The sequence below is a fragment of the Kitasatospora sp. NPDC041917 genome, from assembly GCF_055589745.1.
Map to the genome: position 1 here is coordinate 174,112 of NZ_JBVJBI010000013.1, position 25,136 is coordinate 199,247.

Sequence of the window (25,136 nt, forward strand, 5' to 3'; positions counted from 1 at the left end):
ATTCTCGCACTTCGGGACCGGATGGGGCAGCTGCTTTAGGCACGGGTGCCGAGCCCCGCGAGGACCCGCAGGGCGAGTTCGTCGGCCTCCTCGCCCGAACCGGCCGGGACGTCGGGGGTCAGGCCGGTACCGTCCGGGGAGCGTCCGGCCGGGGTGTAGTAGCGGCCGACGGTCAGCTCCAGCACGGCGCCGTCGGCGAGCCGGCTGGGCTGCTGGACGGTGCCCTTGCCGAAGGTCCGCGAGCCCACCACCACGGCGCGGCTGCGGTCCTGGAGGGCCCCGGCGAGCAGTTCGGCGGCGCTCATCGTGCCGCCGTCCACCAGCAGCACCAGCGGGGTGCGCTGGTCGCCGCCGGGCGGGGCGGTCAACTCCCTGGTCTCGCCGCGCTCCTGGTACGAGCCGACCGTTCCGCCGTCCAGGAAGATCCCGGCGGTGCCGGCCGCCTCGTCGACCAACCCGCCGGAGTTGCCGCGCAGATCGAGCACCACGCCGGTGTGCGGGGCGCGCAGGGCGGCGCGCACCTGGTCGGCCACGCCGCTCGTGAAGGCGCGCACGGTCACCCGCAGCACGCCCTTGCCGAGCTGCTCCGCGGTGACCTGCCGACTGTCCAGAAGCACGCGCCGCAGCCGCAGTTCGCGCTCCTCCGCCCCGCCGCGCCGGACCGCCAGGGTGACCTCGGAGCCGGCCCGGCGCTCCTCGCCCCGGCCGCGCAGCCGCGCGACCACCTCGGTGACCGGCAGGTGGTCGGCCTGGTCCTGACCGATCCGCACGAGCCGGTCGCCGGGGGCGATCCCGGCCGCGGCGGCCGGGCCGCCGGGGGCGACCTGGGAGACCTCGGTGACGCCGTCCTGGCCGCGGCCGACCGAGAGGCCGACGCCCGGGTAGCGGCCGTCCAGGCCCTGGCTGAACTCCGCGTACTCCTGGGCGCTGTAGTACGCGCCCCAGCGGTCGCCGCCGGCCGCCAGCAGGTGCTCGGCCTGCTGCTCCGACAGGGTGGCGCCGGCCGGGTCCGCCGGGAGCCCGCCGGTGGCCCGGGCGGTGTCGGCGGAGGACCGGTGCGGCGGGTCGCCCGGGTCGCCCCAGGCGCCGGTGGCCGCGCCGGCCAGCAGCACGGCGCCGAACACCAGGCTGAGCACGGTCACCTGGCGGGCCCTGCGCGGAGTTTGCAGCATGGCACCGGAGTGTAGACACCGCCGCGCGCGGGACGAACCGCAACGGTGGACCGCGGAACGCCGACGGCCCCGTACGGCGCAGTGCCGTACGGGGCCGTCGGGCCTGCGGGAATCAGACCTTGAGGTACTTGCGCAGGGTGAAGAAGGCCGCGACGCCGGCCATGCCCATACCCACCACGATCAGCAGCGGTATCACCGCGAGCACCGAGCCGAGCCCGATGAAGTGGATGAACTGCACCCGGTCGGCCAGCCAGTTCTGGACGAAGAAGTGCCCGCCGATCAGCAGTCCGGAGGCCATCGCCGCACCCAGCAGCGCCGAGAAGGCCGCCTCGGCGATGAAGGGCATCTGGACGTAGAAGTTCGAGGCACCGACCAGGCGCATGATCCCGGTTTCGCGCCGCCGGCTGTACGCCGACACCCGGACGGTGTTGACGATCAGCAGCAGGGCGACGAACAGCATCAGCACCATGATCACGAAGGCCGCCGTCTGGAGGCCGTTGAGCAGGCCGAACAGGTTCTCCAGGATCTTCCGCTGGTCCTCGACCGACTTGACGCCGGGCTTGCCGGCGAAGGCGCTCTGGATCACGTCGTACTTGGTCGGGTCGTTGAGCTTGACCCGCCAGGACTGCGGCATGGCGTCCGGACCCAGGACGGAGATGAGCGGGTTGTCCGGGTTCATCTCCTTCCAGTGCTTGTACGCCTCGGGCGAGCTCTCGTAGGTGGACGACTGGACCACCGAGCTCATCTTGTCCAGCTGGTCCTTGATGTCCTGGACCTGCTGGTCGGTGGCCGCGCCCTTGTCGCACTGGGGCGAGTTACGGGCGTCCGCCTTCGTGCAGAAGTAGATGCTCACCTCGACCTTGTCGTACCAGTACCCCTTCATGGAGTTCACCTGGTCGCGGACCAGGAGCGAGGAACCGGCGAGGGCGAGGGAGAGCGCGACGCTGACCACGACCGCGATGGTCATGGTCAGGTTGCGTCGGAGACCCACACCGATCTCCGACAGGACGAACTGGGCACGCATGCGGGAAACAACTCCAGGGTCGGTACTGCTCTGGTCTGGCGGGTCGGGCCGGCGGCCCCACGGGTCAGCGCTGGTCGGTCAGTGCTGGTATCCGTAGACGCCGCGGGCCTGGTCGCGGACGAGCAGCCCCTTGTCGAGTTCGATGACGCGCTTGCGCATCTGGTCGACGATGGCCTGGTCGTGGGTGGCCATCAGCACCGTGGTGCCGGTGCGGTTGATGCGGTCGAGCAGCTTCATGATGCCGACCGAGTTCTGCGGGTCGAGGTTGCCGGTGGGCTCGTCCGCGATGAGCAGCATCGGACGGTTCACGAAGGCGCGGGCGATGGCCACGCGCTGCTGCTCACCACCGGACAGCTCGCCCGGCATCCGGTCCTCCTTGCCGCCGAGGCCGACCAGCTCCAGCACCTCGGGCACCACCTTGTTGATGGCGCTCTTGGGCTTGCCGATCACCTCCAGGGCGAAGGCGACGTTCTGCGCGACCGTCTTGTTCGGCAGCAGGCGGAAGTCCTGGAAGACCGTGCCCAGCTGGCGGCGCATGTGCGGCACCTTCCAGTTGGACAGCTTGCCGAGGTCCTTGCCCAGTACGTGCACCGCGCCCGTGCTGGGACGCTCCTCGCGCAGGCACAGGCGCAGGAAGGTGGACTTTCCCGAGCCGGACGAGCCGACCAGGAAGACGAACTCACCCTTCTCGATCTCCAGCGAGACGTTGTCCAGGGCGGGACGGTTCTGCTTGGGATAGGTCTTGGAGACGTTGTCGAATCTGATCACGGCTGCATCACGGAGGCCATCCTAGGCGGCGCCAGTCCTCGGTCGGTCCGCCCCGGAGGCCCGGTCCATGGGCGGGCGAAAGGAGCGCGGTGGGCTGCTCCCGGTCTGGGACCATACGCGAATCGGCGCCCGGCCCGCAGGGACCGCCCGTGACAACGGCCGGACTCTGCGGGAGAATGTCCGCTTATGCCCCGAATATTGCGAGGCATCTCACAGCCCGGAAGCCGGAACTGCCGGAACCTGGCAGAGTGGAGGTGGGCGACCGTGTCACGGCCGCTCCCCCGTACAGGGCAGTGCAGGGAACCAAAGCCCCGTCCGGTGCGTTGGCTGTAGCAGCGAGGAGGAGATCGCATGACCTGCGACCATCTGGTGTGCGCCAACTGCAACGGCCGCGTCAGCGACGGGCGTTGCCCGGTGTGCCGGGCCAACCGGGCCCGGCTTCAGGAGCAGCAGAGCCCGTTCGCCGCGCTCTCCCCCGCGATGCTGCTGGCCCTGCTGGCCGGACTGCTCGCGGTGGCGCTGATCGCCCGGCAGGCACTGGCCTGACGACCCACGACGCGTACGACGAAGGGCCCCGACCGCTGCGGTCGGGGCCCTTCGTCGATGTCGGCCGTTACTCGGCGCTGGTCTCGCGCTGCTTGCGCCAGCGGATCCCGGCCTCGATGAAGCCGTCGATGTCGCCGTCCAGCACGGCCTGCGGGTTGCCGGCCTCGTACGCGGTGCGGACGTCCTTCACCATCTGGTACGGGTGCAGCACGTAGGAGCGCATCTGGTTGCCCCAGGAGCTGCCGCTGTCCTTGAGCGCGTCCATCGCCGCCTTCTCCTCCTGGCGGCGCCGCTCCAGCAGCTTGGCCTGGAGGACGTTCATCGCGGACGCCTTGTTCTGGATCTGCGAGCGCTCGTTCTGGCAGGAGACCACGATGCCGGTCGGGATGTGCGTGATGCGCACCGCCGAGTCGGTGGTGTTGACGCCCTGGCCGCCGGGGCCGGAGGCGCGGTAGACGTCCACCCGCAGCTCGCCCTCGTCGATGTCGACGTGGTCGGACTGCTCGACGACCGGGAGGACCTCGACGCCGGCGAAGGAGGTCTGCCGGCGGCCCTGGTTGTCGAACGGCGAGATCCGCACCAGGCGGTGGGTGCCCTGCTCGACCGAGAGGGTGCCGTAGGCGTACGGCGCCTTCACGGTGAAGGTCGCGGACTTGATGCCGGCCTCTTCGGCGTACGAGGTGTCGTACACCTCGGTGGGGTACCCGTGCCGCTCGGCCCAGCGCAGGTACATGCGCATGAGCTGCTCGGCGAAGTCGGCGGCGTCCACGCCACCGGCCTCGGCACGGATGTTGATCAGCGCCTCGCGGGCGTCGTACTCGCCGGACAGGAGGGTGCGGACCTCCAGTTCCTCGACGGCCTTCTGGAGGGAGACGAGTTCGGTCTCGGCCTCGGCGCGGGTGTCCGCGTCGTCCTCGGCCTCGGCGAGCTCGAACAGCACGCCCAGATCGTCGATGCGGCTGCGCAGGCCCTCGACCCGGCGCAGTTCGCCCTGGAGGAAGGAGAGCCGGCTGGTCACCTTCTGCGCGTTCGCGACGTCGTCCCACAGGGTGGGGGCGGCTGCCTCCTCCTCCAGGACCGCGATGTCGGCCCGGATCTTGTCCAGGTCGAGGACGGCCTCGATCGACCCCATGGTCGTATCGAGGTTCTTGAGCTCTTCGGAAGGATCGACGGCTGCCACGCCCCCAGGGTAATGGTTCCGGGAGTGGTCATGACGACACCCCCGGCTCCCCGGGGGTCACGGCCACCGTCACGGCCGCGCCGGCGGCTCCGGCTACGGGGCCCGCGGACCGGTGCCCGACACCGCCGGACGGGTCGGGTGGCCGCCGTCCGGGACGGTGGCCGCGAACGCCGTCCAGGCCGCGGCGGCGCCCGCCAGCAGCAGGACGGTGGCGATCAGGACGGCCAGCAGCCGGCGGCGGCGCAGCAGGGCCTGGCGGTCCCGGCGGTGGCCCGGGGCGGCGCGCTGGGCGCGGGACTCCAGCGCGTAGGCGGCCAGCTCGTCGGCGGACGGGCGGCGCAGGCTGGTGTGGGTGTCCCGGGTGGAGTCCGGGGCGGCGCCCGGCACCAGCGGGACGGCCGGACCGCGGCGGCGCTTGTGGATGCCGGGGCCGGCGTCGATCTCGGCGTAGACGGCCTCGCCGGGGGTCAGCTGCTCCTCGACCGGGGCGCGGCCCTGGCCGGGCACGGCGAGCACCGGCAGGCCGGCCAGCGAGGGCAGCTGCTCACGCAGCCGGGAGGCCAGCTCGGCGGCGCGCAGCCGGGAGGCCGGGGCCTTGGCCAGGCACTCGGAGATGATCCGCCACAGCCCGTCCGGCAGGCCGGGGATCGGCGGCACCTGCTCGGTGACGTGCCGGCGCAGCACCGCGCCGGTGTGGCCGCCGCCGAAGGGGGTGAAGCCGGCCAGCAGCTCGTACAGCACGGTGGCGAGGGCGTAGATGTCGACGGCGGCGCGCGGCTCCAGGCCCTCGATGATCTCGGGGGCGAGGTAGTCGGGGGTGCCGATGATCCGGGTGGCCCGGGTCCGGCGCGGGGCGTCGACCAGGCGGGCCACGCCGAAGTCGGTGAGCTTGGCGCGCGGGGCGCCGCCCGGGCCGGGGGCTGCGGCGAGGTCGAGCAGGACGTTCTCGGGCTTGACGTCGCGGTGGACGATGCCGGCCGCGTGCGCGGCGGCCAGGCCGTCGGCGACGTCGGCGATGATCGAGGCGGCGGTCTGCGGCGGCAGCGCGCCGTCCCGCTCCAGCCGGGAGCGCAGGTCGGTGCCCTGGACCAGCTCCATCACCAGGGCGAGGTCGCTGCCGTCCACCACCATGTCGCGCACGCCGACCACCCGGGGGTGGTCGAGGCTGGTCAGCGCGGTGCGCTCCTGGACGAAGCGGCCGACCAGCACCTGGTCGGCGGCGAGGTCCTCGCGCAGCAGCTTGACCGCCACCGGGCCGTCGGGCCCCTCACCGAGCCAGACCGTGCCGGCCGAACCCCGGCCGATCACCTGGTGGACGGTGTACCGGCTGCCGATCTTGCGTGCCAATGCTGCTCCGTGGGCGGCGCGGGAGCGCTCCGGGGGTCCGGCGCGCTCGGTGGGGCGGGACAACAGCGACCAACCTACGCGCCCGGAGGCCCTGCGCGGGCCGCCCGAGGGGCCCGGAGCGGGAGTCCCGGCCGAGAAATCTCGCGAATTGTCGACATAGCGTCAAAATTGCCGCCCCGGGCGGGCCGGGGCCCGGATCGGCTCCGGACCCGGCCCGCGGCGGCGCTAGCTGCCGACGAGGCCGTTCACCCAGTCGCGCGCCGAGTCGAACCAGCCCACGACGTTGTCCCAGTACTGCGGCAGCGGCGTGAAGTTCCACAGCGCCAGCCCCGCCACGGCGAGCACCAGCAGCACCATCAGACAGCCCTTGAGGCAGCCGAGCCCCGGAATGTACATCCGGTTGCGGCTGCGCGGACGCGGCTCACGGGCCGGCGCGGGCTCGCGGCGGGCCGGTGCCGGCGGCTCCTCGCGGCGCTGCGGCGGTGCCTCCCGGTACTGCGGCGCGGGCGGCTCGGCCCGGCGCGCCACCGGGGCGGGCGCGGGCGGCGGCGGGTAGCCGCCCTGCGACTGCCCGTACCCGGACGGGGCCTGCCGGTAGCCACCGGGCGGCTGCGGACGGCCGCCCTGGCCTCCCTGGCCCCGCTGGCCCCCCTGACCGGCCTGGCCGCCCCGGCCCGCCTGGTAGGGCGGCGGGGCCACCGGAGGACGCTGGGCGTAGCCGGGCGGGGGCGGGGACTGGCGGTAGCCGCCGGGCTGCTGCGGCCCGGCGGGGCCGCCCGGGGCGCCCTGGCCCGGCCGGTGCCCCTGGCCGGCGTGGCCCCCCTGGCCGGCCTGGTAGGGCGGCGGGGCGACCTGCGGCTCCGAGTGGCCCTCGTAGTCCTCCGGACCGAAGTAGCCGACCTGGGTCTGCTGGTTGCGGTCCCGCGCCGCGCGCAGCTGGGTCTGCCACGGGTGCGGCGTCTCCTCCTGCGGCGGTGCGACGGGCGGGGGCGGCGGCACCGCGACGGGCGGCATCACCCGCGTCCGGTCCGTGGCGCCCTGCGGGGGCGCCGGCGGCGGCTGGGTGCCCATCACCCGGGTCGCCGCGGCCGGGTCGAACGACCCGCCCGGGGTCGGCGGCAGCACCTGGGTGCGGTCCTCGGTGCCCGGGGCCACGGCGCCCGGCATCGTCGCCATCGGCGACATCGGCGACATCGGCGACATCGTGGTGGGGACCGCGGTCGGCTGCGGGTCCGGCAGCAGCAGGGCACCGACCGCCAGTGCCTCGTCCACCGCCGGCGGGGAGGCGTGCACCCCGACGCCGGCCGCGACCACTCGCAGCGCGTGGGCCAGCGAGGTGGCGCCGGGCCGCTGGGCCGGGTCCTTGCGCAGGCAGCGCTCGATCACCATCCAGAGCGGCTCGGGCATGGTGCTGGGCCGCTGCGGCTCGTGGGCCAGGTGGGCCTGGAGCACGGCGAGCGCGCTGTCCCCCTGGAACGGCTGCCGGCCGGTGACCAGCTCGTACAGCATGATCCCGGCGCCGTACACGTCCACCGCGGAGGTCTGCGGGCGGCCCTCGGCGGACTCCGGCGCGACGTAGGCGGGGGTGCCGACGAACTCGTGGGTGCGGGTGACGCCCGGGGAGTCGGCGAGCCGGGCGATGCCGAAGTCGGTCAGCAGCGGGTGCATCCGCTCGGCGCCGTCCACCACGGTGGAGGCGAGCAGCACGTTGGCCGGCTTGAGGTCGCGGTGAACGATCCCGTCCGCGTGGCTGGCCGCCAGCGCGTCCGCGACCTGGGCCATCAGCAGGGCGCCGGCGATCGGGCTGAACGGGCCGTTGGCGCGCAGGTAGCGGGCCAGGTCGGGGCCCTCCACCAGGTCCATCACCAGGGCCAGCAGCTCGCCCTCGACGACCAGGTCCCGGACCCGGACGATGTTGGGGTGGGTCAGCCGCAGCAGCAGCGAGCGCTCGCGCAGGAAACGCATCACCACGTCGGGGTCGGCGGCCAGCTCCTCGCGCAGCACCTTGATCGCCACCCGCTGCCCGGGCGCGCAGCCCGGCACCTGGGCGTCCTCGCGCACCACGCCGCGCCAGACGGTCCCGGTCGCACCCCGTCCGAGGGTCTCCTCCAGCAGATATTTGCTGCCGACTGGCCGCACCTGTCGCACTCCTCGCCGTGCCGCCCGCGCGGGGCGCTCCTCCGCCGGTGCGGTGAGCCTGCCGGGCCCGTGTCTGCGGCCACTCTAACGGTGCCGGTTCGGGTTTTCGGGGTGGCCGGTAGGCCATCCGTACGGTCTGGGGAAGGGTTGGGGGACATCCCCTAGGGAAGGTCCCGGGCACCCCGCGAGGAGGCCGTCGGCCCTGACTCCCCGTCGCCCCGTCACGGTGCCGATCGCAAGATCGTCAAATCCGGTACGGTGCGCGGACCGTCCTCGACGGATGGCAGGATGGACACTCGCCACTCGTGTGGCCCAACGGTGCCCACGGCACCGGGCAGCGGTACCAGGTTCACATCAGCAGAAGGGACCCGCGGGCGAGATGCAGATCCGGCTGACCGTCCTCCGACCGCGCAGCGGCCCGGCCGCCGCCGGCTCCGCCATCCCCTACGTGGACGTGCTGGTCACCGCGCCCGTCGGCACCGCACTCGGCGCCATCGCGGGTGCGCTCGCCGGCGCCGTGGGCGTGCGCGGGCCGCGGGCCGCCACCCACGTGCACCTGTACGCCGGGGCGCACCGGGTCGACGAGCACACCCTGCTCGGCCACCCCCCGCTGCTCGACGGCGCCGTCCTCAGCCTGAACGAGCCCGACCCGACCGCCGACGACCCCGACGACGCCCCCGCCGCCGCCGAGCTGCGCGTGGTCGGCGGCCCCGACGCCGGCGGCGTGCACCGGCTGCACGGCCGGGAGATCCGGGTCGGCCGCTCCGCCGAGGCCGACGTCCCGCTCGACGACCCGGACGTCTCCCGGCTCCACCTCTCCCTGCACCTCGCCGAGGACGGCCGGGTCTCCGCGCGCGACCTCGGCTCCACCAACGGCACCACGCTGGACGGCCGGCTCGTCCCGCCCGGCCCGCCGGAGGCCGCCGTCCCGCTGGAGCCCGGCGCCGTGCTGCGGATCGGCGAGTCCACCCTCCAGGTGACCGCCCCCGCCCCGGCCGAGGCCGCCGGCACCGCCCGCGCCGCCCTGCCGGACGGCAACGGCCACCTCCAGCTCGCCGCCCCCGGCCCGGCCCGGCCCGCGCCGCCCGTGGTCGAGCCGCCCACCGCCCCCGAACCGGCCCCCGGCCGCGGCCGCGGCCTGTTCTCCCTGCTGCCCGGCCGCACCGCCGAGCCGCCCGGCCAGGAGAGCGCCGAGCGCCACCACGCCGCGGTGCGGCTGCGCCAGACCGCCGCCCAGCGCGAGCGCTGGCCCGACCTCGCCACCCTGCTGCTCAACGCCGTCGGCCCCGGCCCCCGCCTCTGGGAACGCGGCCCCGGCCACCCCGACGCGCTCACCCTGCGCCTGGGCACCGCCGACCGCCCCGGCGGCCCCGGCACCACACCCGGCACCACGCTGCCCGCCGTCCCGGTCACCCTCGACCTCCAGACCGCCGGCAGCCTCGGCCTCAGCGGCCCGCGCGAGCGCCTGGACGCGCTCACCCGCGCCGTCGTCGCCCAGCTCGCCGCGCTGCACCCGCCGACCGGGCTGAGCCTGGTCGTGGTCGACGCCGACCAGGCCCGCACCGCCGAGGAGCGCGCCGACACCTGGGCCTGGGCCCTGTGGCTGCCCCACCTGCGCCCGGTCGACGGCCAGGACTGCCGACTGCTGATCGGCCTCGACGACGAACAGGCCACCGCCCGGCTGACCGAGCTCACCGCCCGGCTCAGCGGCCCCAGCGGCCTCGGCGGCCACCCCGCGACCGTGGTCGTGGTGGACGGCCGACCGGCCACCGAAGCCGCCCGCCAGGCACTCGACCTGCTGCTGCGCCAGGGCCCGGCGGTCGGCATCTTCCCGATCTGCCTCGCCGAGCAGCCCGAACTGCTCCCCCGGGGCCTCGGCGCCACCGCCCTGATCACCGGCGAGGTCGGCACCCAGCTCTCGCTGAACCGCCCGGTCGCCCGCGGCCGGGAAGCCCTCCACGAGGTGTCGCTGGACGCCGTCTCGGACGCCTGGGCCGAACGGCTGGCCCGCGTCCTCGCCCCGCTGCGCGAGGCCGTCCCGGCCGCCCGCGGCCCGCTGCCCGACGTGCTGCGGCTGCTCGACCTGCTCCAGCTCGACACCGTCACCCCGGCCAAGCTGTCCGCCCGCTGGGAGGCGCACGCCGGCGGCATCGGCGCCGCCACCGCCCTGCTCGGCACCACCCGCGACGAGCTCTGCACCCTCGACCTGGCCGACCCCGAACTCACCCTCCCCTCCCCCGACCCGGGCGGCCCGCACCTGCTGATCGGCGGCGCCCGCGGCTCCGGCAAGACCGAGCTGCTGCGCACCCTGGTCGCCTCGCTCGCCGTCTCCGAACGACCCGAGCGGCTGACCGTCACGATCATCGAGGGCCGGGCCACCCCGGACGGCCAGGACGGCCTCGACGGCTGCACCGACCTGCCGCACGTCACCGGCCGGGTGAACGCCGCCGCCGACCCGCGCGCCGCACTGCTCGCCGCCGAGGCACTGGAGGACGAACTCGCCCTGCGGGAGCGGCTGTTCGACGGGCTGGACTTCGCCTCCTGGCACGCCGCACGGATCCTCGACGAGCAGGGCCTGGACGGGCGGGAGGCGCACGCGGAGCACCCCAGGGTCCCGGTGCCCGCCGCCGTCGGCGGCGGCGCGGCCACCACGCCCCGGATCATCCCGCCACGCAGCGCGGAGGGCCCCCGCCCGACCGGGCCCGCCGCCGCGCCCGCCCGGCTGGTCGTCGTCGTCGACGACTACGACGCGCTGCTCTCCCCCACCTCCGCCGCCGGCCGCCCGCTCACCCGCGCGCTGGCCGCCGTCGCCCGCCGCGGCGGACCGCTCGGCGTGCACCTCGCCGTCGCCACCGGCCGCCCGGAGGAGAGCGCCGGCACCGAGGTGGACGAGGCCGCGCTGCTCCGGATCGCCCTGCGCACCGACGACCCGGCCGACTCCGACCTGCTGATCCACCTCGGCGACGCGGCGGCCCTGCCCGAGGACACCCCCGGCCGCGGCTACCTCCGCCTCCCGGACGGCGGCGTCACCGCCTTCCAGACCGCCCGGATCAGCGGCCGCATCCCACGCACCGCCACCCTGCGGCCCACCGTCGTCGCCATAGACCCGCTCCAGCTCGGCGCCCCGCCTGCCCGCCGCCCGGTCCGCGAGCTCGGCAACGGGCCCACCGACCTCGCCCTCCTCGCCAGCGCCCTCCAGCGCGCCGCCGCCCGCTGACGGCCCTGCCTCGTTCTGCGCAGGAAGTCGGCCCGGCCGACTTCCTGCGCAACCGGTGGCCCCGGCCAAAGTCCACCGGGGCCACCGAACCCATTCACTTCGCCTCACAGCCCGTTGCCGCTTCGGTTTGGCCGAAGCGGCAACGGCTACGCCACCACTCCCCGCACAGGAAGTCGGCCTGACCGACTTCCTGTGCGGAGAGAGCCAAAACCGCCATGCTCCTCAACACAGGTCGCCCACCCGCCCCTCCCCGCCGGGGCAACAAGGTCCAGGCGGCCCGGCCGAGAGAGACAAGCCGGAACAGCGGCAACAGGTCCGGTGACCGATCAAAGAAGTTGGGCGGGCCCGCGTCCCCCGACGCGGGCCCGCCCAAAGAAAAAAGAGGGAGAGAAGGGAGCACCCCACCCTCCCGCCCCTTCCAGGAACCGCAAGAGCAACGGCGGCCCCGGCCAAGCTTGGCCGGGGCCGCCGAAACCACCGCCAAGCACAGCACTCGCTTCATCTCACCCTCCGGCGCCGCTTCGGCCTTGCCGAAGCGGCGCCGGGCTCCTGCGTAGGAAGTCGGCCCGACCGACTTCCCACGCAGACGATGAACAAGCCAGGTCAAGGTCGAGGGCGGGCCTGCGTGCAAGCACACGGGCCCGCCCGAAAAACCTGGCACCCGCCCACCCGCTCCTTCGGCAAAGGCCATGGGCGGCCCGGCCAAGGTTGGCCGGGCCGCCCAAAATGAGGCAACCCAGCAGCCCTGGTCGAGACAGCTGCCCCGGCCACGGATGGCCGGGGCCGCCGAAACCACAGCTGAGTCCATTCACGGCACCCCAGAGCCCGCTGTTGCTTCGGCAGGGCCGGAGCAACAGCGGCACGGTGCACCGCCACTCCTGCGCAGGAAGTCGGCAGGGCCGACTTCCTGCGCTTACGGGCGGGTGGCAGCTTGAGTGCGGCAGTGGGTGAGGGCGTATTTGATGCGGGTGTCGGGGTTGGGAGTGGTGGTGAGGAGTTCGCCGGCGGTGACGAGGGTGGTCCAGTAGCGGGTGGGGTTGCCGGTGCGGGGGAGGGGTCGGGCGGCGGCGAGGGAGAGGTAGGCGGCGGTGAGGTTGCCGGTGGTGAACCAGCGGCTCAGGCCGTGGTGGTGGCCGGGGCGGATGCCGCCCATGGCGTCGATGGCGGTCAGGAAGTGGTCGACGACGGCGAGTTCGGTGTCGGTGAGGGAGGCGGGGACGTCGAAGACGCCGAGGGCTTCGAGGAGTTCGCCGGTGTCGGTCTCGGTGCCGGGGCGGGGGTTGGCGAGGAGGGCGTCGTGGCACTCGTCGAGGCGGCGGACGGTCTCGGCGAGCGGGATGGTGAGGGCGAGGCAGACCGCGCGGGCCGAGGGCACCGGTTTGTGGGTGCGGCGGGCGAGGAGGGCGTAGGTGTCGGCGGGGGTGCGGCCGCGGGAGAGGGCGTGGCCGGCGAGGGTGGTGAGGTGCATGGGGGCTGTGCTTTCAGGCGGTGACGAGGACGGGCGTGGGGGCGACAAGCGCCCAGACGAACTTGCCGATGCCGCAGGGGCGGGATTCGCAGCCCCAGCGCTCGGCGAGCTCGTCGACGAGGAACAGTCCACGCCCGTGCTCGTCGTCCGGCGCGGCGGCGCGAAGGGAGGGGCGCCCACTGCTGGCGTCGTGGACTTCGAGACGGAGACGGGAGTGAACGAGGGCGAAGCGGATCTCGATGTGGCGGTCGTCGGGCGCGTCGGAGTGCCGGACGGCGTTCGCGAACAGCTCGCCGAGGAGCAGTTCGGCGGTGTCGCGGTAGCGGTCCCCGGATGGCAATCCGGAGAGGTAGGCCCGGAGCAAGTACCGGGCCAGGGGAGTGGATTCTGCCCGCGAGTCGAGGCACGCGACGAACATGCGGGGCTGGTGGGACGTGAGCATCGGGGCACCTCGAAGAGGCGGAACAGGTGGTCATAAGCTCGTGGCCGCCTGGGGAGAAGGCGAGGCCAGGAGTAGCTGCATCCATTGAACGGTCCGGGAGTTGCCCCGAACCAGAGCGGAAGGTGAGCACCTTTCAGGCATAATCGACGCACTACCCCGCCTGACCTGGGGCCCTTCGAACCGAGCGGGGGCGGCTGTGACTCCGAGGAGGAAGCGACTCGCGCAGCGCCGCAAGGCACTGGGCTACAGTCAGGAGGCATTCGCCGCCGAACTGGGAGTGGCAGTCTCCACGGTCACCCGCTGGGAGGCTGGCGCGACCAATCCCCAGGGGTTCGTACACCCCAAGATGGCAAAGGTCCTCAGGGTCACCCCCGGGGGCCTGGCGGACCTCCTCGCACCAGAGGTGACAGACCCTGGCCGTTCGGTGGTCTACGCCGCTGCCCCACCTCTTGGTGATACTGACGACATGAAGCGCCGCGACGTCCTGAGCCTGCTCGCCGTGACCGGCGCGCTCATCGCTCTGCCCGATGCCGAAAGGCCCTCGTCCCGATCCGGCGTGGCCACGTCCCTGACAGAAGTCGGGCCGGAACTGAACACGCACCTCTGGAAGCTGTTCGGGCTCTCCGACTCCAAGCAGGCTGTGCACCCGATGGTCAAGCACCAACTGGCTCTCCTGGCCAAGGGGCTGGGGGAATGCCAGAGCGATGCCTCGCGCCGGCAACTCTGTGCGCTGGTGGGAGATCTGTATCAGCTCGCGGGTGAGATCTTCTTCGACGCCAACCGCTACACCGACGCGGCGCAGTGCTACACACTCGCCGCCAGCGCAGCCAGGGAAGCCGGCGCTTTCGACATGTGGGCTTGTGCACTGACGCGGCACGCCTTCGTGGAACTCTACGAACACCGTTTCGCTGTCGCGGCTCCGATTCTGGCAGTGGCCTCTCAGGTCGCAGAACGAGGAGACAGCCGGCTCTCAACCCGATACTGGGTTGCGGCGGTCCAGGCGGAGGCATTTGCAGGCCTCGGCGACCTTGAAGCAACCGAACGAGCACTGGGCGCCGCCGAGCAGGTACACGATCTGTCCGGCCACCTGCACAATGGCGGTTGGCTTCGGTTCGATGGTTCACGTCTCGCCGAGGAACGCGGCACCTGCTATCTCGCACTCGGCCGCCCGGATCTGGCGGAGCAGGCACTGACATCCGCGCTCTCCCAGCGGCTCTCGCTGCGTCGCAGAGGAGCGGTGCTCGCGGAGTTGGCCGCGCTGAGCGTCGAGCGCCGTGATCTGGATCAGGCGAGTCATTACACTCACGCTGCTCTGGAGTTGGTCGACCAGACCGGCTCGGGCTACATCGGCAGGAAGTTGCAGGCGGTCAGGAACCGCCTCGTTCCGCTCGCGGCCGATGGTCGCGCCTCAGCCCTGCACCAGCAGATTTCGGCGCTTGACAACGCCGCCTGACGAAGGAGCAATTCATGCCGTCCGACGGGCAAATCTTCCGCGAAGCGTGGATCGCCGGTGTGTCGAAGCACCATCCGGGCGAGCCGAAAGCAGGCTATGTCGCCGCATGGGACGAGACTCCCGAGTGGGAGCGGGAGTGCGCCGCCGCCGTCTTCGGCCAGGTCCGTGACTTCATCATCGTGAGCGGCGGCAACACGTCAAAGCTCACCCGGGAGCAGAAGGGCCGATTCGTCGCGACGTGTTGGATCGCTCAGATCCACAAGCACATCGAGAATCCGAAGCCGGGCTATGTCGCTGACTGGGTCGATCTGCCGTCGTGGCAGCAGGAGACCGATGCGGACATCTTCGAGGCGATCGAACGCACCCGTCCTTGAGTATCGCGCTCCACTCCGCACCCCCTGCTGATGGCGGGGGTGGGGCCTGGGGCCGCCGGGTGGGACGGGATGCGTGGGAAGTCGGCGGGACCGACTTCCCACGCAACGGTGGGGGCGTACTTGATGCGGGGCCTGAGCCTCACACGAATGACTCGCACTGCGTGTAGTCGTTGTGCTACTTTCCGCATCATCGACAGAACATAGGAGACCCCGGCGGTGGTGACACACCCCGGGGTCGGGCACCAGGAGCAACAGACCTCCAGATGCAGATTCATCGTAGCGCGCACGTGCGCGCATTCACTGTCCTTCCGAACGGCCTGTTGCAGGACCGTCGGCTCAGTTACACCGCTCGTGGGCTGCTCGCGGACCTCCTTTCCCGCCCGGACGGCTGGCGCGAGGACGGGCGGCAGATGGCGGACAGCAGCCCGCAGGGGCGGGGCGCCGTCCGGCGGGCGCTCAAGGAGCTGAAGGACGCCGGGTACTACCGGGTCGACACGATCCGAATGCCCGACGGGACGGTCCGGTCCGAGGCCCATGTCTTCGACACCCCGCAGCCCGAACCGGCTGCCACCCGCCCGGCCTCCGGTGGGCGAGGGACCGGCGTCACTGTCACCCCTTCCGTAAAGGACCCGGGGCAAGAACCCACCCTCCCGGATGAACGGACGCGGGCCGCCGTGGCCACGCTGTTCCGGGTGATCCGGCTCGAACCCCGCCTGCGCCTCGGCGAGGCCGAGGCGCAGGGGCTGGCGTCGCTCGTCATGCAGTGGCTGGAACGGGGCAGCAGCGAAGCCGAGTTGGCCCACGCCCTCCTGCCCGGGCTGCCGCAGCCGATGCACTCCCCAGTAGCGATCCTCCGGGATCGCCTGCAACGGAAGCTGCCGCCGGAACGAGCGGCGCCTCCATCGGCGCCGTTCGCCGAGTGCGGCCGCTGCCACGACCCGGTGCCCCGGCCGGGAATCTGCCGCGCCTGCGCGGGCCTCGGCGCGAGAGCCGTCGCCGTCGGCACGGGAGCCCCCGCCACCCCCGGGGGCATCGCCCGGGCCCGCGCGGCCCTGCGCGGGCGGCACGAACCGCTCATCGCGGCGGGCAGCGGCTGACCGCCGCACGCCCTGCGCCGGTTCAGCGCTCCACGCCCCCTCCCCCGGTTGCGGTCCCGCTACGGGCGGGCCGCCGGGCCCGTCGAACACCTCCCCGAACGCCCACTGGTCGCCGCTCCTCAATCGCGCCCGCTGTGACAGTTCCACACCCCCACCTGTCCGCACGGGCCGCCGGGTTCCCGCCGGAGCACGGCAAAGGCCCCGACGAACCCGGTGGTTCGTCGGGGCCTCCGCCGCCGACCGGTCAGGCCGTCAGGCGCACTTGATGTCGCGGTTCACCACGGCCATCCCGGCGACCTTCGCGCCGTCCACGGTGAACTCGTACTGCCAGCCCTGCTGTCCCTCGACCGGCAGCACGTACGTGCCGCTCTTGGCCTGCTGGAGGCCCTTGGCGCCGTACGCCTGCTGGAGCGCCTCCAGGGTGGAACCGGCGCCGATGCCCTCGGCCGTCTTCGCCTCCGCCGGGGCGACCAGCTCGCGCAGGCCCGTCGCCGCGAAGGAGACCCGGCCGGTGGCCAGGTACGCCGCTTCCTTGGCCTCCTTCGCCACCCTCAGGTCGACCAGGGCCATCGTCGAGTCGGCGATCAGCTTGGCGGCGGCGGCCGAGTCCGCGGCCCCCGCGGCCGAGCCCGCGGCGGCGGCCGCCGCGTCCTTGGCGGAGGCGTTCGGCGGCAGGGTGCCCGCCGGGGCGGGCGCCTTCCCGCTGGCCGCGTCGGCCTTGGCGTTCAGGTCCTTGTACCGGGCCTCGGTGGCCGCCTCGGCGGCCATCCGGGCCTGGTCCGGTGCCGGGCCGCCCTTGTAGACGAAGTCCGTGCAGCCTTCGAGCAGCGAGACCGGTGCGCTCTCCAGGGCTCCGGTGGCCAGCCCGGCGTCCTTGGCCATCCCCGGCTTCAGCCCCCGGTACCCGGCTGCCGCGAAGGCCTCGGGCCCCTTCGGCGTGGGCGCCGCCGTGGGCGCCCCGGTGGCGGCCTGGGCCTTGGCCGTGCCGTCCTTCCCCTTGTCGGAGGAGCCGGTGGAACAGGCCGCCGCCCCGACGGCGAGCAGCGCCACCGAGACGCCGACCCCTACCGCACGCATCGACCTGCGCGTCTTTCCCATGTCGCAATCCCCCTTGGTCGTACCGGCGATCACCGTACCGGGGCCACGACCATGATCCACAATTGAGTTCTCAGGAACAGTAGGTGTTGTGCTTGACCAGGGCGAGGCCGGCCACCTTGCCGTCGGCCACGGTGAACTCGTAGAACCAGTCCGGGCCGCCGCTGCCGCTCTCGGCCGGGAGTTCGTACGTGCCGCCCTTGGTCGGCTTGAGCTCCTTGCCCTCGTAGGCGCGCTTGAGCTCCTCCTCCGTCGAACCCGCGCCGACGCCCTCGGCGGTGCGGGCGTCCGCGGGCGCCACCACCTGGCGCAGACCCTCGGTGCCGAAGTTGACCCGGCCGGTGGCCCTGAGGGCCTCGTCCCGGGCCTTGCGGGCGGGCGTGACGAGGTCCAGGTCCTTCTGGAGCTCGGCGAACTCCTTCTGGTCGGCGGCATCCTGCTGGAGCTGCTCCTGGAGGCGCGCGCTGTGCTCCTGCAGCTCCTTCAGCGAGGCCCCGGCCGCCAGCGGCGGGACCGTCTTCCGCTTCGCCCTCATCTCGTCCATCCTGGCCAGCGCCTTGCCGGCCTTCGCGTGGACCTCCGCCTCGTTCGCCATCCGGACCGGATCCGGCGCCGGGCCGCCCTTGTACACGTAGTCGGTACAGCCGTTCAGCACCGAGACCGGCGACGGCTCCAGGGCCCCGGCGGCGAGCACCTCGTCCTTGGTCATCGACAGCTGCAGTCCCCGGTAGCCGTTCGCGCCGAACGGCTGCGGCGGCGTGGCGGCCGCCGCCGCGGCGCCGCCCTTGCCCTCGCCGCCCTTGTCCCCCTCGCAGGCCGCCGCTCCGGCCGCGACCAGAGCCATCGTCAGTACGGCCACCGCCGCACGGGTGTTGTGGATCGTCCTCACGGTGATCCCCTCCCCTTCGTCGATCGCACACGGTAGCGAACGTGCGGGCACGATCCACAATCGTTTTCCCACGCGCGGAAGGGCCCGCGTCCCCCAGGACGCGGGCCCCTTCGCAGGCACCGGGTCAGTCGACCGGGTGCCGGGCGGCGAGGCCGCGGGTGTAGTGGGCGGCGGCGAGGACCGAGGCCATCAGCTCGGAGTCGAGCACGGAGGCGTCGGCCAGCCGGGTGGCCGAGGCGTGCGAGGCGAGCAGCGTCTTGGTGACCCGCAGGGCGGCCTCGGGGCGGCGCGTGACGGGCCTGGCCCACTCGTCCACCGCCCCGTCCAGGTCCTGCTCGGGGACGACCCGCTGCAGGATGGCGAGCTCCCGCGCCTCCACCGCGCCGACCGGCCGGCCGGTGAGGATGATCTCCCGGACCCGGGCCGCGCCGACCTCGTGGAGCAGGCGGGGCAGCAGCCCGCCCCAGGCGACGGGCAGGCCCAGGGCCAGCTCGGGCAGCCGGAAGACGGCGTTGTCGGCGCCGACCCGCAGGTCGCAGGCGAGCGCCAGGGCGAAGCCGGCGCCGGTCGCCCGGCCCTGGACCCGTGCGACGGTCACGGCGGGGCTGTTGGTGAGGGCGTCGCAGACCCTGCGCGCCCTGTCCCCGTAGCTGCGTATCCGGCCGCCGGTCGGGTCCTCGTCCAGGCCCGCGAGGAGTTCCTCGCGGTCGCCGCCGAGGCAGAAGTCCCGGCCCGCCGCGGACAGCACGATCACCCGCACGGCCGGGTCGGGCACGGCGAGGACGGCGAGGAGTTCGTCCAGCATGGCGGAGGTGACGGCGTTCCCGGTCTCCGGGCTGTCCAGCTCGACGTGGAGCACCGCTCCCCGGAGCTCGGAACGGACCGTACGGACCGGCGCGGGCCCGGGGGCCGAAGCTGAGGCCGGCCCGGGGGCCGGCTCGGGGGCCGAAGCGGAGGCCGGCTCGGGCTGGGCGTACCAGCCGGTGGGTGCCGGGGGGTTCGCCGGGTACGGGGGCCGCATCGCGTACGGGTGGTACTGGGGAGCCTGCGAGGAGACGTTCATGCGGCCACTCTCAGGGACGTCACCCGGTGGAAGACCATCCGGGGCGCGTGCTCCGGCGGGCTCACCGCCCTCAGCGTCGGGAAGCGCTCCAGCAGCTGGCCGAGCAGGGCGCGCGCCTCCAGCCGGGCCAGGCCCGCGCCGAGGCAGTAGTGGGCGCCGCCGCCGAAGGTGAGGTGGGTGCCCCGGCGGAGCGGGTCGAAGGTGTGCGGGTCCGGGTTGCGGCGCGGATCGCGGTTGGCCGCGCCGTACATCACGTGGACCATGGTGTCCTTGGGGAGGAACGTCCCGGCCAGCACGGTGTCCTCGCCCGCGACGCGGCTGTTGACGCGGATCGGCGGGTCGTAGCGCAGCGCCTCGTCGATCGCCTCGTCGATGTGCTCGGGCCGCTCCCGCAGCCACTCCCACCGGCCCGGCGACTGCAGCAGCTGCCACACCAGCGAGGAGAGCAGTGTCGCCGTGGTCTCCAGCGAGGCGATGGTGACGAACATGGTGAGCTGGTAGACCATCCGGTCGGTGGCCTCGCGGTCGGACTCCAGCCCGTCCCAGGTGCGGATCCAGCCGGCGATCACGTCGTCGCCGTCGTTCTCGCGGCGTTCCCGGACGAGGCGGGTGAAGTACTCGCGCAGGTCCATGGTGGCCTGCTCGGAGACCGCCAGCTGGCTCTTGGTGGGCAGCAGTTCCTGGGCGTGCACCTGGTTGTGGGTCATCGTCAGGATGTGCGGGTAGTCCGCGGGCGCGATGCCCAGCCAGCGACCGACGGTGCCGATCGGCAGCTGCTCGCCGACCACGGAGGCGAAGTCCGCCTCGCCGTCCGTCCGTATTCGCTCGGCCAGGCGGTCGAGCAGCCCCGTGACGTCGGCCTCGATCTCCGGCGCCATGTCCCGCAGCGTGTTCCGGTCGAAGAGGCTCCCGAGGCTGCGCCGCTGCCGGGTGTGCTCGGGGGCGTTGAGCCGGGAGAGGGTCCGGCTCATCTCCTGGGTGGCGACGGCCTCCCAGCGGTCCGTCCCGGTCTGCCGCTCCTGCCAGGCGAAGTCCGGGACGAGCCAGGTCCTGCCGCGCAGGACCTGGTCGCACGCTTCGTAGCCGGTGACCAGGTAGCCGCCCCAGGGCGCCGGGACGAGGTCGCCGAGCGCCCGCAGCTCGTCGTAGACCGGGCTCGGATCGGCGAGCCCCTCGGCCGACCGCAGCCTCCGCAGCAGCGGTACGGCGGCACGGCGGTCGGCCCTTCCGTCAGGGCGCTCCGACTCCGCGGGGCGGGCTTCCAACATGGCGGTCACACGGGCTCCTTCAACACGCGGGCGGGCAGTACGGCGGCGTACTACCCAGCAACAGCGCGCTCAAGCGTCGATCCGTGTTGCCCCCGTCACGTACTGCACCGCCGTCGCACGCCGTTCACCTCGCGGTGACCGGGCGGCTTCCGGCGGCGCGTCGGACCGGGATCCCCGGAGCCCCGGACGCCTGGGGCCCGGAATCGAGCCCGGAATCGGGCCCGGATTCAGACCCGGAAGACGTCCAGGAAGGAGCTCCACCAGCCCTTCTTCTGCGGCGCCCGGGCGGGCGCGGCGGCGGTGGGCTGCGGGTACGCCTGCGCCTGCTCGGAGCCGGCCGGCGAGGGGGCCGGGGCGGGGTCCGCGACCGGCCGCGCGGTGCGGGCGGCCACCGGGCTGAACCGCACCGGCAGCGAGACCAGGCCGCGCTGGAACGGGCCCGGCCGCCACTCCACGCGCTCCGCGGGAACCGCGAGCATGACGTCCGGGAGCGCGTTGAGCAGGCACTCGATGGCGCTCAGGGCGATCAGCTGGGCCGGGGACTTGGCCGGGCAGGCGTGCGGGCCGGCGCCCCAGGCCAGGTGGGCCCCCTTGCTGAGGGTCAGCCGGGCGTCGGTGAGCGCGGGGTCGCTGTTGGCGGCGGCGAAGCTGATCACCACCGGGCTGCCGGCGTCCATCGGGACGCCGCCCAGGTTGAGGTCCTGCATCGGGTAGTGCGTCGCGTAGTTGGCGATCGGCGGGTTGTTCCACAGCACGTCGTCGAGGGCGTCCTCGATGCGCAGTCCGGAGCCGCCCTCGCCGGACAGCAGCAGGAGCAGCGCGTTGCCGATCAGGTTGCGCTCGGGCTCGACGCCGGCGCCCATCAGCATGACCAGCTGGTCCTTGAGCTCCTCGTCCCGCAGGCCGGCCGGGTGCTGGATGAGCCAGGAGGTGATGTCGTCGCCCGGCTGGCGGCGCTTCAGCGCGACCAGGTCCATCAGGCAGGAGGTCAGCTCCTCGTTGGCCTGGATCACGTCGAGGCCGTCGAAGAGCGCGGACATGCTGCGGGTCAGCCGGTCGCCGATGTCGGCCGGGCAGCCGAACAGCTGGTTGAACAGCAGCAGCGGCAGCAGCTTGGCGTAGTCGTTCAGCAGGTCGGCCCGGCCCAGCGCGCTGAACTGGTCGATCAGGTAGCCGGCGATCCGCTCGACGTGCCGGTTGAGCCGGTTGTCGTTGAGCCGGTCCAGGCTCTCGGTGACGGCCTTGCGCAGCCGCAGGTGCTCGGCGCCGTCCGTGAAGAGGCAGTTGGGCCGGTAGAACATCATCGGCAGGACGGGGCTGTCCATCGGCACCCGGCCCTCGTTGAGCGCCGCCCAGCGCCGCGAGTCCCGGGCGAACATCCCCGGGTTCTGCAGCACCCGCAGGGCGGCCTCGTGCGAGGTGACCAGGGTGGCGTCCACCCCGGGGGCCAACTCCACCGGCGCGGCGGGACCGTGGGCGCGCAGCTTGTCGTAGACCGCGTCGGGGTCGGCCGAGAACATCTCCCCGTAGAGCGGCGTGCTCACGCCGACGTGCATCGGGCAGCCCGGCGGAGGCGACTGCGGGACGGGTCGCTGCAGAGATTCCATGGGTCGTTCCTTGGGGGTGGCCCCGGGCGGGTGCGGACCCGGGAGACGTGAGGGGCGGAAGGCGTGGGGGAGGTCAGGAGGCGCGTTCGAGCAGGTGCCGGACGAGCGTCAGCAGGGCGTCGGCCGAGGACCGCTGGTCCCGCGCGTCGCAGAACACCACCGGCGTGTGCGGCAGCAGGTCGAGCGCCTCGCGGAGCTGGTCCTCGGTGTAGTCGCTCTGCCGGTCGAAGCTGTTGACCGCCACCGCGTACTCCAGGCCGTACTGCTCGATCAGGTCGATGACGGGGAAGGTGTCCGCGAGGCGGGTCGGGTCGGCCAGCAGCAGGGCGCCCAGCGCCCCCCGCGCCATGTCCTCCCAGAGCTGCATGAACCGCTGCTGTCCCGGCGTGCCGAACAGGTACAGCACCAGGTCGTCGCCGAGGGTCAGCCGGCCGAAGTCCAGGGCGACGGTCGTGGTCTTCTTGTCCGGTACGCCGCGGAGGTCGTCGACGCGGATGGACGCCTGCGTCATGCTCTCCTCGGTGCTCAGCGGGGCGATCTCCGACAGCGCCCCGATGAGCGTGGTCTTGCCGACCGCGAAGTGCCCCACGACCAGGATCTTGACAGCGGTCGTCACCGCGCCGGGGACGTAGATGTCCTCAGGCGAACCGGCGTTGAAGTCCATGCAGTACCTTCTCTAGAAGTCTCGGGTCCGGGGCCTGGGCCGGGGGCGGGGCCGACCGGCGCAGCAGCCGTCCCTCCCGGATCAGGTCCGTCAGCAGCAGCCTCACGACCCCGACCGGCAGCTCCAGCCGGGCCGCGACCTCGGCCACCGAGAGGTAGCCGCCGGAGCACAGCTCCCAGATCGCCCGGGTTTCGGGGCTCGGCAGGGCGGGGAGGTCCTGCTCGGGCGCGACGGTGACCAAGGTGATCAGAGACAGGTCGTCCGCATTCGGTAATTCGCGTCCACCGGTGATGACGTAGGAGCGGATGAAGCCGCCGGTGACCCGCTGTTCCTCGCCGCCGGCCGTCATGAGCCGCTGAGCGTGCTCTGGCGCGGCGCCGCCGACATCGCCCGTCCGAGCGCGCCCACCTGCTGCTGCATCCGGAAGGACATCGCCTCCATGTCGACGTCGGGGGCGGTGGAGGCGGCCAGGTACGCGCCACTGCCGGCCGCGATCAGGAAGATCCAGCCGTGGTCGTACTCCAGCAGGGTCTGGCGCCAGAGCCCGCCGCCTCCGCCGACGAACGGGGCGACCGCGCGGCTCAGCGACTGCATCGAGCTCATCGCGGCGGCGTTGGTCTCCGCCTCGTCGCGTCCGATCTCGCTGGAGCGTTCGAGCAGGAGGCCGTCGGCGGAGACGAGGATGGCGTGCCGGGCGCCGGGTACCTGGAGTACGTCGTTGAGCACCCAGGAAAGATCACGGCTCACTGGATCTCGGTTCCTTCCGTGGTCATGGTGTTGCGCCCGGACAGCGTGCCGCGCTGGAACGCGCCGAGGCGGGACGGCGTGTGCTGGCCGGTGCTCCGCACCGGCTCCTCGGCCCGACCGGGGTCCAGCGGGTTGGGGACGACCGACACGGGGCGCTGGCGGCGGCGCCGGGGCAGCAGTCCGTCCGCGGTGGTCTCCGGTCCCGCCGTCGCCGCGTACGGCGCTGGCACCGGGGCCAGGGGCGCCGCCGGCTCGGACAGCGACACCAGCCGCTGGCCGGCTCCCGGCGCCCAGGACTGCGCGGGCTGCTCCACCGGCGCGGCCTGGGCCTGGTAGTCGGTGTAGTCGGTGTGCTCGGCGACGGGCGGGGCCGCGACCTCGCTGCTGAGCAGTTCGGCGGGCAGCAGCACCACGGCGCGCACGCCCCCGTACGGGGAGACCGAGTCGACGGAGACCCGGAAGCCGTAGCGGGCGGCCAGCATGCCGGAGACGGCGAAGCCGAACTTCGGGGGGTTGCCCAGGCTGGTGAGGCCGATCGGCGCGCCCGGGTTGAGGAGCAGTGCCGCGCGGTCCTTCTCCTCCTGGCCCATGCCGAGGCCGGCGTCGTCGATGATCAGGCAGACGCCGGTGGGGACGGCCTGGACGCTGACCTCCACCGGGGTGTCCGGGGCGGAGTAGTTGGTCGCGTTGGCGAGCAGCTCGGACAGCACCACGGCGACCGGCTCGACGACCTTGCTGGCGAGCGAGACGCTGACCCGGGAGTGGATCCGCACCCGGTCGAAGTGCCGGATCCGGCCCTGGGCGCTGCGGACCACGTCGTAGACCGAGGCGACGCTCTCGCGGCGGCCCAGCCAGCCGCCGCAGAGCACCGCGATACCCTGGGCGCGCCGGCCGAACTGGCTGTTCGTGTGGTCGATCGTCATCAGGTCGGCGAGGATCTGCGGGCTGTCGCCGTACTTCCGCTGCACCTTGTCGATGACGACCTGCTGCTCGTCGGCCAGGCCCTGCAGCGTCCGCATCGCCGCCTTGAGGACGGCCTTGGTGTCCTCCTCGGCGTCCCGGCGGACGGCGGTCAGCTCGGACGCGTGCTGGCCCTGCAGGTGGTCGTGCAGCGCGGCGAGCTCGTCGCTCCGGCGCTGTGCCAGGGCGCTCGTCTCCTCCAGGGAGGCGTTGCGCCGCCGCAGGGCGAGGTTCGTCCTGCGGGCCTGGAGGGCCGCTCCGACGGCTGCGAGCATCACCACGATGAAGACCCAGAAAAAGGGTTCCTGCACAAATGACGTCATGAAACTCTCTTCAGGTGGCATCGCGTGGAGCCGGTCCGGGCCCCTAAACGCGAATGGGACTGGCGGCCCGAACCTCCCCGAAAGGCACCTGATGTCACATCACATCGAAGTGCATTCCGGCACGAGACCTGCGGCGACGCCTATCGCGGAGTCAGCCTACTGCAACTCATGCCATGTCAGAACAGATACCAAAAAGGGCAGTTGGGGCGAAATTCCACGACTTGCTGGGAACTCTGACAAGAAATGACGGCATTCGTGACGCCGCGTTAACCACAGGGACACGTCCCGACCAC

The 25,136-nt window shown here is 73.1% G+C and carries 22 protein-coding genes and 1 pseudogene; 6 read left to right on the forward strand and 17 right to left on the reverse strand.

The features are described from left to right. Window positions 1-35 precede the first annotated feature (35 nt). From ACZ6EM_RS18635 to ftsE, 3 genes are all read right to left on the reverse strand, one after another. The gene (locus ACZ6EM_RS18635; protein WP_465772778.1) at window positions 36-1,172 is read right to left on the reverse strand and encodes a S41 family peptidase; all 1,137 of its coding nucleotides are present in this window, start codon (window positions 1,170-1,172) and stop codon (window positions 36-38) included. A gap of 112 nt (window positions 1,173-1,284) precedes the next feature. Beyond that, a complete protein-coding gene (gene ftsX / locus ACZ6EM_RS18640) occupies window positions 1,285-2,196 on the reverse strand; it encodes a permease-like cell division protein FtsX (protein WP_401044318.1) in 912 nt (303 codons plus the stop codon). Window positions 2,197-2,274: 78 nt separating this feature from the next. Then, window positions 2,275-2,964, reverse strand: a complete 690-nt coding sequence (gene ftsE, locus ACZ6EM_RS18645; protein ID WP_030059730.1) for a cell division ATP-binding protein FtsE — start codon at window positions 2,962-2,964, stop codon at window positions 2,275-2,277. 351 nt (window positions 2,965-3,315) lie between these two features. Between ftsE and ACZ6EM_RS18650 the strand changes: the two genes are divergently transcribed. Then, complete coding sequence (locus tag ACZ6EM_RS18650) at window positions 3,316-3,510, forward strand: hypothetical protein (RefSeq protein WP_359904255.1); 195 nt, start codon at window positions 3,316-3,318, stop codon at window positions 3,508-3,510. 67 nt (window positions 3,511-3,577) lie between these two features. On the opposite strand, the gene prfB is transcribed toward ACZ6EM_RS18650, so the two are convergent. The 3 genes from prfB to ACZ6EM_RS18665 form a co-directional block, all read right to left on the reverse strand. Beyond that, on the reverse strand, window positions 3,578-4,690 hold the full coding sequence (gene prfB / locus ACZ6EM_RS18655) for a peptide chain release factor 2 (RefSeq protein ID WP_359904258.1): 1,113 nt from the start codon (window positions 4,688-4,690) through the stop codon (window positions 3,578-3,580). A 93-nt stretch (window positions 4,691-4,783) separates the two neighbouring features. Further along, the gene (locus tag ACZ6EM_RS18660; RefSeq protein WP_401044321.1) at window positions 4,784-6,037 is read right to left on the reverse strand and encodes a serine/threonine-protein kinase; all 1,254 of its coding nucleotides are present in this window, start codon (window positions 6,035-6,037) and stop codon (window positions 4,784-4,786) included. 225 nt (window positions 6,038-6,262) lie between these two features. Continuing rightward, window positions 6,263-8,176, reverse strand: coding sequence for a serine/threonine-protein kinase (locus ACZ6EM_RS18665; RefSeq protein WP_465772779.1), 1,914 nt, complete (start codon window positions 8,174-8,176; stop codon window positions 6,263-6,265). A 379-nt stretch (window positions 8,177-8,555) separates the two neighbouring features. Here ACZ6EM_RS18665 and ACZ6EM_RS18670 point away from each other — a divergent pair, with 379 nt between their 5' ends. Then, entirely contained in the window at window positions 8,556-11,393 is a 2,838-nt protein-coding gene (locus tag ACZ6EM_RS18670; RefSeq protein WP_452178240.1) for an FtsK/SpoIIIE domain-containing protein, read from the forward strand. 913 nt (window positions 11,394-12,306) lie between these two features. On the opposite strand, the gene ACZ6EM_RS18675 is transcribed toward ACZ6EM_RS18670, so the two are convergent. Further along, on the reverse strand, window positions 12,307-12,861 hold the full coding sequence (locus ACZ6EM_RS18675; RefSeq protein ID WP_465772780.1) for a hypothetical protein: 555 nt from the start codon (window positions 12,859-12,861) through the stop codon (window positions 12,307-12,309). 13 nt (window positions 12,862-12,874) lie between these two features. Beyond that, window positions 12,875-13,303, reverse strand: a complete 429-nt coding sequence (locus ACZ6EM_RS18680; RefSeq protein WP_452179321.1) for an ATP-binding protein — start codon at window positions 13,301-13,303, stop codon at window positions 12,875-12,877. A gap of 196 nt (window positions 13,304-13,499) precedes the next feature. On the opposite strand from ACZ6EM_RS18680, the pseudogene ACZ6EM_RS18685 reads away from it, so the two are divergent. The 4 genes and pseudogenes from ACZ6EM_RS18685 to ACZ6EM_RS18700 form a co-directional block, all read left to right on the forward strand. Then, a pseudogene (locus ACZ6EM_RS18685) lies at window positions 13,500-13,670 on the forward strand (helix-turn-helix domain-containing protein); the annotation flags it as partial. 99 nt (window positions 13,671-13,769) lie between these two features. Continuing rightward, window positions 13,770-14,756 (forward strand): transcriptional regulator, encoded by a 987-nt coding sequence (locus ACZ6EM_RS18690; protein WP_401056131.1) that lies wholly within the window; start codon window positions 13,770-13,772, stop codon window positions 14,754-14,756. 14 nt (window positions 14,757-14,770) lie between these two features. Next, on the forward strand, window positions 14,771-15,130 hold the full coding sequence (locus tag ACZ6EM_RS18695; RefSeq protein ID WP_401056130.1) for a hypothetical protein: 360 nt from the start codon (window positions 14,771-14,773) through the stop codon (window positions 15,128-15,130). Between the two features lie 287 nt (window positions 15,131-15,417). Further along, window positions 15,418-16,227: a hypothetical protein gene (locus ACZ6EM_RS18700; RefSeq protein WP_465772781.1), complete on the forward strand. Its 810-nt coding sequence runs from the start codon at window positions 15,418-15,420 to the stop codon at window positions 16,225-16,227. A 252-nt stretch (window positions 16,228-16,479) separates the two neighbouring features. Here ACZ6EM_RS18700 and ACZ6EM_RS18705 read toward each other — a convergent pair whose 3' ends face one another. The 9 genes from ACZ6EM_RS18705 to ACZ6EM_RS18745 form a co-directional block, all read right to left on the reverse strand. Continuing rightward, window positions 16,480-17,304 carry a hypothetical protein gene (locus ACZ6EM_RS18705; protein WP_401054947.1) on the reverse strand — a complete coding sequence of 275 codons (825 nt, stop codon included), beginning with the start codon at window positions 17,302-17,304 and terminating at the stop codon, window positions 16,480-16,482. A gap of 91 nt (window positions 17,305-17,395) precedes the next feature. Next, window positions 17,396-18,211 carry a hypothetical protein gene (locus tag ACZ6EM_RS18710; protein ID WP_465772782.1) on the reverse strand — a complete coding sequence of 272 codons (816 nt, stop codon included), beginning with the start codon at window positions 18,209-18,211 and terminating at the stop codon, window positions 17,396-17,398. Window positions 18,212-18,335: 124 nt separating this feature from the next. After that, on the reverse strand, window positions 18,336-19,274 hold the full coding sequence (locus tag ACZ6EM_RS18715; RefSeq protein WP_465772783.1) for an enoyl-CoA hydratase/isomerase family protein: 939 nt from the start codon (window positions 19,272-19,274) through the stop codon (window positions 18,336-18,338). Then, window positions 19,271-20,542, reverse strand: a complete 1,272-nt coding sequence (locus tag ACZ6EM_RS18720; RefSeq protein ID WP_401051200.1) for a cytochrome P450 — start codon at window positions 20,540-20,542, stop codon at window positions 19,271-19,273. Before ACZ6EM_RS18720 ends, ACZ6EM_RS18715 begins: the two co-directional genes overlap by 4 nt. A 227-nt stretch (window positions 20,543-20,769) precedes the next feature. After that, a complete protein-coding gene (locus tag ACZ6EM_RS18725; protein ID WP_401051196.1) occupies window positions 20,770-22,149 on the reverse strand; it encodes a cytochrome P450 family protein in 1,380 nt (459 codons plus the stop codon). Window positions 22,150-22,222: 73 nt separating this feature from the next. Next, window positions 22,223-22,813, reverse strand: a complete 591-nt coding sequence (locus tag ACZ6EM_RS18730) for a GTP-binding protein (RefSeq protein ID WP_359908521.1) — start codon at window positions 22,811-22,813, stop codon at window positions 22,223-22,225. Beyond that, window positions 22,788-23,162 (reverse strand): DUF742 domain-containing protein, encoded by a 375-nt coding sequence (locus ACZ6EM_RS18735; RefSeq protein ID WP_359908523.1) that lies wholly within the window; start codon window positions 23,160-23,162, stop codon window positions 22,788-22,790. Before ACZ6EM_RS18735 ends, ACZ6EM_RS18730 begins: the two co-directional genes overlap by 26 nt. Next, complete coding sequence (locus ACZ6EM_RS18740; protein ID WP_359908526.1) at window positions 23,159-23,560, reverse strand: roadblock/LC7 domain-containing protein; 402 nt, start codon at window positions 23,558-23,560, stop codon at window positions 23,159-23,161. Before ACZ6EM_RS18740 ends, ACZ6EM_RS18735 begins: the two co-directional genes overlap by 4 nt. Beyond that, a complete protein-coding gene (locus tag ACZ6EM_RS18745; RefSeq protein ID WP_380548181.1) occupies window positions 23,557-24,843 on the reverse strand; it encodes a histidine kinase in 1,287 nt (428 codons plus the stop codon). Before ACZ6EM_RS18745 ends, ACZ6EM_RS18740 begins: the two co-directional genes overlap by 4 nt. Window positions 24,844-25,136: the final 293 nt, after the last annotated feature.

What these genes read in the sequence shown, in the direction of transcription:
- ACZ6EM_RS18635 (WP_465772778.1), bottom strand. Translation starts at nt 1,172, where the DNA reads ATGCTGCAAACTCCGCGCAGGGCCCGCCAGGTGACCGTGCTCAGCCTG.
- ftsX (WP_401044318.1), bottom strand. Translation starts at nt 2,196, where the DNA reads ATGCGTGCCCAGTTCGTCCTGTCGGAGATCGGTGTGGGTCTCCGACGC.
- ACZ6EM_RS18650 (WP_359904255.1), top strand. Translation starts at nt 3,316, where the DNA reads ATGACCTGCGACCATCTGGTGTGCGCCAACTGCAACGGCCGCGTCAGC.
- ACZ6EM_RS18670 (WP_452178240.1), top strand. Translation starts at nt 8,556, where the DNA reads ATGCAGATCCGGCTGACCGTCCTCCGACCGCGCAGCGGCCCGGCCGCC.
- ACZ6EM_RS18675 (WP_465772780.1), bottom strand. Translation starts at nt 12,861, where the DNA reads ATGCACCTCACCACCCTCGCCGGCCACGCCCTCTCCCGCGGCCGCACC.
- ACZ6EM_RS18680 (WP_452179321.1), bottom strand. Translation starts at nt 13,303, where the DNA reads ATGCTCACGTCCCACCAGCCCCGCATGTTCGTCGCGTGCCTCGACTCG.
- ACZ6EM_RS18690 (WP_401056131.1), top strand. Translation starts at nt 13,770, where the DNA reads ATGAAGCGCCGCGACGTCCTGAGCCTGCTCGCCGTGACCGGCGCGCTC.
- ACZ6EM_RS18695 (WP_401056130.1), top strand. Translation starts at nt 14,771, where the DNA reads ATGCCGTCCGACGGGCAAATCTTCCGCGAAGCGTGGATCGCCGGTGTG.
- ACZ6EM_RS18705 (WP_401054947.1), bottom strand. Translation starts at nt 17,304, where the DNA reads ATGCGTGCGGTAGGGGTCGGCGTCTCGGTGGCGCTGCTCGCCGTCGGG.
- ACZ6EM_RS18715 (WP_465772783.1), bottom strand. Translation starts at nt 19,274, where the DNA reads ATGAACGTCTCCTCGCAGGCTCCCCAGTACCACCCGTACGCGATGCGG.
- ACZ6EM_RS18720 (WP_401051200.1), bottom strand. Translation starts at nt 20,542, where the DNA reads ATGTTGGAAGCCCGCCCCGCGGAGTCGGAGCGCCCTGACGGAAGGGCC.
- ACZ6EM_RS18725 (WP_401051196.1), bottom strand. Translation starts at nt 22,149, where the DNA reads ATGGAATCTCTGCAGCGACCCGTCCCGCAGTCGCCTCCGCCGGGCTGC.
- ACZ6EM_RS18730 (WP_359908521.1), bottom strand. Translation starts at nt 22,813, where the DNA reads ATGGACTTCAACGCCGGTTCGCCTGAGGACATCTACGTCCCCGGCGCG.
- ACZ6EM_RS18735 (WP_359908523.1), bottom strand. Translation starts at nt 23,162, where the DNA reads ATGACGGCCGGCGGCGAGGAACAGCGGGTCACCGGCGGCTTCATCCGC.
- ACZ6EM_RS18745 (WP_380548181.1), bottom strand. Translation starts at nt 24,843, where the DNA reads ATGACGTCATTTGTGCAGGAACCCTTTTTCTGGGTCTTCATCGTGGTG.